This window comes from Variovorax sp. 01T432 (genome assembly GCF_056398605.1).
This window is the reverse complement of the sequence record NZ_JBFTPS010000109.1, coordinates 1-4,354: the sequence shown is the minus strand read 5'-3', so window position 1 is coordinate 4,354 and position 4,354 is coordinate 1. Positions and strand designations below refer to the sequence as shown.

General features: G+C 68.4%; 6 protein-coding genes and 1 pseudogene. 3 read left to right on the top strand and 4 right to left on the bottom strand.

Annotated elements, in window-relative coordinates; translation table 11 throughout:
- Window positions 1-145: 145 nt before the first annotated feature.
- Both AC1DNF_RS35265 and AC1DNF_RS35260 read right to left on the bottom strand, forming a co-directional pair.
- Window positions 146-742, bottom strand: coding sequence for a DNA-3-methyladenine glycosylase (locus AC1DNF_RS35265; RefSeq protein WP_478153532.1), 597 nt, complete (start codon window positions 740-742; stop codon window positions 146-148).
- 4 nt (window positions 743-746) lie between these two features.
- A complete protein-coding gene (locus AC1DNF_RS35260; RefSeq protein ID WP_478153531.1) occupies window positions 747-1,406 on the bottom strand; it encodes a TetR/AcrR family transcriptional regulator in 660 nt (219 codons plus the stop codon).
- A gap of 118 nt (window positions 1,407-1,524) precedes the next feature.
- Between AC1DNF_RS35260 and AC1DNF_RS35255 the strand changes: the two genes are divergently transcribed.
- Window positions 1,525-1,938: a VOC family protein gene (locus tag AC1DNF_RS35255; RefSeq protein ID WP_478153529.1), complete on the top strand. Its 414-nt coding sequence runs from the start codon at window positions 1,525-1,527 to the stop codon at window positions 1,936-1,938.
- Between the two features lie 20 nt (window positions 1,939-1,958).
- Here AC1DNF_RS35255 and AC1DNF_RS35250 read toward each other — a convergent pair whose 3' ends face one another.
- Window positions 1,959-2,090: a hypothetical protein gene (locus tag AC1DNF_RS35250; RefSeq protein ID WP_478153528.1), complete on the bottom strand. Its 132-nt coding sequence runs from the start codon at window positions 2,088-2,090 to the stop codon at window positions 1,959-1,961.
- 88 nt (window positions 2,091-2,178) lie between these two features.
- Between AC1DNF_RS35250 and AC1DNF_RS35245 the strand changes: the two genes are divergently transcribed.
- Window positions 2,179-3,204 (top strand): M14 family zinc carboxypeptidase, encoded by a 1,026-nt coding sequence (locus AC1DNF_RS35245; protein WP_478153527.1) that lies wholly within the window; start codon window positions 2,179-2,181, stop codon window positions 3,202-3,204.
- Complete coding sequence (locus tag AC1DNF_RS35240) at window positions 3,201-3,956, top strand: alpha/beta fold hydrolase (RefSeq protein ID WP_478153525.1); 756 nt, start codon at window positions 3,201-3,203, stop codon at window positions 3,954-3,956. Before AC1DNF_RS35245 ends, AC1DNF_RS35240 begins: the two co-directional genes overlap by 4 nt.
- Here AC1DNF_RS35240 and AC1DNF_RS35235 read toward each other — a convergent pair.
- Window positions 3,928-4,161, bottom strand: a pseudogene (locus AC1DNF_RS35235) (M48 metallopeptidase family protein); the annotation flags it as partial. The gene AC1DNF_RS35240 and the pseudogene AC1DNF_RS35235 overlap by 29 nt on opposite strands.
- Window positions 4,162-4,354 lie beyond the last annotated feature (193 nt).

The following is a 4,354-nucleotide window of genomic DNA, read 5'->3' as shown; positions in this document are numbered from 1 at the left end:
CATGCATGCCTACATATATAGGCGATGTCATTGGCATATTCAAGAAAATACATGCCTACATCCAGCAAACCAAGAAAGCACCTATCTCATTGATTCCAGAGGGCTTATTGGCTGAAACCGGCGCACGCGGCGCTGGAACTTCGGTCTAGCCCGCGCGCGCCTTGAATGGCCGGCTCAGGAAGCGCGAGCCTCGTTCGCCGAAGCGCCAGGGCACATCCGCGGCTTTGGAAATGCCGATGCGCGGGCCGATCTCCACCGTCACCTCGGGATGGTCTTCCGGTGCGGCGAGGAGCAGGAAGGGCGGGGCATCGAGCGCCTTGCCGTTGAAGCCGGCATCGACGCCGAGCGCCTGCCCGACGCGCCCCGGGCCGGCGCACAACAGGCGCGGGTTATCGAAGCCGCGGCGCTCGCGCATCCGCTCGATGCCCATCGCCGGGTCCAACGCGCGGATCAAGACCCCCGCGCCGTGCCCCTCCTCGCGACACACGAAGTTCAGGCACCAGTGGATGCCGTAGGAAAGATAGACATAGGCCCGCCCCGGCGGCCCGAACAGGGCGGCATTGCGCGGCGTGAGGCCGCCGAAGCTGTGCGAGGCCGGGTCCTCACTGTCGTAGGCCTCGGTCTCGACGATGCGCCCGCCCACGCCATCGATCAGCAGCGTCACGCCGATCAGCAGGCGCGCCACCTCGTGCGAGGGCGCGGCGAAGTCGATGCCGGCGATGAGCCTGGAATCGGTCCGCATGGCGCTACAAGCCTCTCTCGACCATGTCCAGGAGGCGCTGGCCGAGCGCATGCGCCTCCTCGGCTTCGAGGCCGCGCAAGGGTCCCTCGATGACCAGCAAGGCCATGCCATGTACCGCCGACCAGGCGAGGTATTCGGCGCCGGGGCGGCGCTCGGGGGGCAACCCCCCGGCCTGCACCAGCCGGTCGAGCGCGGCACCGAGCAGCTCGAAGGGGTTCAGGCCGCTCCTGCCGGCCTTGGCCTCGTCGGGCGCTCCGCTCACATCGAGCATCGAGCCGAAGGCGGTGCGGAACAGACCGGTCTGCGTCAGCGCGAAGCGCAGGTAGCCCGTGCCCACGGCGCGCACGCACGCGCGCGCGTGGTCGAGCGGCGCCTGGCCGGTTGGCAGCGCCGCCAGCTCGGCCTCCATCGCCGTCGCGGCCTCCGACAAGGCGGCCGCGCGCACGGCCTGCAGCAAGGCCTGCCGGCTCGCGAAATGCCGATAGGCCGCATTGGGAACGACGCCCGCGCGCCGCGTGGCTTCGCGCAGGACCACCGCCTCCGGGCCGCCGCCGCGCGCCAGCTCCACTCCCGCACCAAGAAGCGCCCGTCGCAGATCGCCGTGACGGTAGGTGCTGCGCGCCGGGGGAATGGAGGACGTCGGGATGCTCATGGCGGTTTTCATGTGGACACCGTCCATTGTCTTTGTTATTGTCTTGTGGACGTTGTACACAACGTGACAAGACCCCCCATGCGATGCGCGTGCTCGCCTGGGTTTTCCTCAACCGCGAAGGAGTGTTCTCATGAAGGTCCAGCCTTACCTGTTCTTCGAAGGACGTTGCGAAGAAGCGATCGAGTTCTACCGCGCCAAGCTCGGCGCCGAAGTGACGATGTTGATGCGCTTCAAGGAAAGCCCCGAGCCGCCTCAGCCCGGGATGTGCCCGCCGGGCTCCGACGACAAGATCATGCATTCGAGCTTCAGCATCGGCGAGACCGTGGTGATGGCGTCCGACGGGCGCGCCTCGGGCCAGCCGGAGTTCAAGGGGGTTTCGCTCTCGCTGTCGGCCGCGAACGAAGCCGAGGCCAAGCGGCTCTTCGCCGCGCTCGGCGACGGCGGGCAGGTTCAGATGCCGATGGGCAAGACTTTCTTCTCGCCGGCCTTCGGCATGGTGGCGGACCGTTTCGGCGTCTCGTGGATGGTGATCGCCGAGGCCTGAGCCGTCCCGGCGCCTGCCGCTCAGCGGCCGTGGCGCAGCCGCGTCGCAAGGCGTGAACGCGCGAGCGCCACGCACTCGACGATGCCCCACAACAAGGCGCTGCCGATGCCGCGGAAGGGGTGACGCGTCGAAGGAAGAAGGGTGAAGGGCATGCGCTCACCGTACGGCCTTTGTGTGACGCATTGATGTCGCGCTTTGTCGGTATCCTGCGCGCACACACGACCCTCCCGCCATGCCCGAGTGACACCGACGGAACTGCCCGAACTGCTGGAGCTGCAAAGGCTCGCCGACTTGGCGGGGCCCCACATGGAGCAGCGCGTGCTGTGCGAGGTCCAGGCCGGCGAGCGGCGCTTTCCGGTGCAGGTTTTCGTGCTCGGCAGCGCCAGAAAGGACGTGCCGGCGGTCGGTTTCTTCGGCGGCGTGCACGGACTGGAACGCATCGGCGCGGAAGTGACCATCGCCTACCTGCGCAGCCTCGTGATGCGCCTGCAGTGGGACGAGACGCTGCATCGGCAGCTGGAATCGATCCGCCTCGTCTTCGTGCCGCTCGTCAACCCAGGCGGCCTCTGGCTTGGCACACGCGCCAATCCCAACGGGGTGGACCTGATGCGCAATGCCCCGGTGGAATCGGTCGAGCGCGTGCCCTACCTTCTCGCCGGGCAACGCCTGAGCGCCGCACTGCCGTGGTATCGCGGCGCCCAGGGCGCGCCGATGGAATGCGAGAGCGCCGCGCTGTGCAGGATCGTCGAGGACGAACTGTGGGGCCGGCCCTTGAGCATCGCGGTGGATTGCCATTCGGGCTTCGGCCTGATCGACCGCATCTGGTTTCCGTTCGCGCACACGGCGCGGCCGATCGCGCATCTGCCGGAGATCCACGCCCTGTGCGAGATCCTCGACCAGAGCCTGCTGCATCATCGCTACGTGCTGGAGCCGCAGAGCCGCCAGTACCTCGCGCACGGCGACCTGTGGGACCACCTGTACATGGGCGCCTGCCGCCAGCCGAAGGGCATGTTCCTGCCGGTGACGCTGGAGATGGGCTCGTGGCTGTGGATCAAGAAGAACCCGCGACAGATCTTCTCGCGCCACGGCATCTTCAATCCGATGATCCAGCACCGCCAGCAGCGCGTGCTGCGCACGCATCTCGGGTGGCTGGACTTCATCACGCGGGCCGCGGGCAGCCACGAGCGCTGGCTGCCGCTGGGCGAGCAAAGGGCGCGGCACCGGGAACAGGCGATGGCGCGGTGGTACCGCCCCCGCATGCGATGAGCACCTGGATCCTGCTGCGCGGCCTGACGCGGGAGAGCGGGCATTGGAGCCCCTTTCCCGAGACGCTGCGCGAGCACCTGCCCGGGGCGCGCGTGCTGGCGCTCGACCTGCCCGGCGCGGGACGACTCCACCACGCGCGCAGTCCGGCGCGCATCGAGGCGACGACGCAGGACTGCCGGCGGCAACTGCAGGCGATGGGCATCGCGCCGCCCTACCATTTGCTCGCGATGTCGCTGGGCGCGATGGTGGCGGTGGACTGGGCCGCGCGGCACCCCGATGAGGTCGCGGCCTGCGTGCTCGTCAACACCAGCCTGCGGCCCATCAGCCCCTGGTATCGGCGCCTACGGCCGGCCAACTACGGCGCGCTGCTCGGCGTTCTGTTCGCGCGCCGGACGAATCGCCAGCGCGAGGAAAGCGTCCTGCGCCTAACCAGCCATCATCTGCAGCCCGGCGCGCCCGTCGTCGACGCATGGACGGCCCTGCGCGATGCCCGGCCGGTCTCGCGCTCGAACGCGCTGCGGCAACTGCTGGCGGCCGCGCGCTACCGCGCGCCGTCGCGGGCCCCAGGCCCGCCCATGCTCGTGCTCGCCAGCCGTCACGACGCCCTGGTGGATGCCAGCTGCTCGCGCCGCCTGGCGCGCCAATGGGGCGCCGAGATTGTGGAGCATCCCACCGCCGGTCACGATCTGGCGCTCGACGACGGCCCCTGGCTCGCCACGCAGGTCAGCCGGTGGCTGGCGTCCAGGACATGAGCTGTTCGGCCAGCGCGTCCAGCCGCTTCTTCAGTTCGCGCCAGGCAGGCATGTGCGCATCGAGCGCGCAGTGGAACTGCGGTCCGCGGTTGTGCGCCGTGAGATGGCACAACTCATGGACGATCACGTGTTCGATGCATCCGCGCCGCGCCTTCACGAGATGCGGATTCAGGGTCAGCCGGCCCGTGGGCGAGCAGCTGCCCCATTGCCGGCATCTGGCGCACCCAGGGCAACGAAGGGACGATGGCTTCTAGGCCGAAGTTCCTCCAATCGCCGAGCGAGTTTGTCTTTGCACGACAAGCACTTGGCGTGAGTTTGGGGTTCCGGTTTCTGTCTACAGACGGATCTGCTGGAGCAGATCGAGCGCGCGTTGTTGTTTCGCGTTGGGCGTAGTGAGG

Excerpts from the sequence above, each read along its gene's own strand:
- AC1DNF_RS35265 (WP_478153532.1), bottom strand. The coding sequence starts at position 742 with ATGCGGACCGATTCCAGGCTCATCGCCGGCATCGACTTCGCCGCGCCC.
- AC1DNF_RS35240 (WP_478153525.1), top strand. The coding sequence starts at position 3,201 with ATGAGCACCTGGATCCTGCTGCGCGGCCTGACGCGGGAGAGCGGGCAT.
- AC1DNF_RS35255 (WP_478153529.1), top strand. The coding sequence starts at position 1,525 with ATGAAGGTCCAGCCTTACCTGTTCTTCGAAGGACGTTGCGAAGAAGCG.
- AC1DNF_RS35250 (WP_478153528.1), bottom strand. The coding sequence starts at position 2,090 with ATGCCCTTCACCCTTCTTCCTTCGACGCGTCACCCCTTCCGCGGCATC.
- AC1DNF_RS35260 (WP_478153531.1), bottom strand. The coding sequence starts at position 1,406 with ATGAAAACCGCCATGAGCATCCCGACGTCCTCCATTCCCCCGGCGCGC.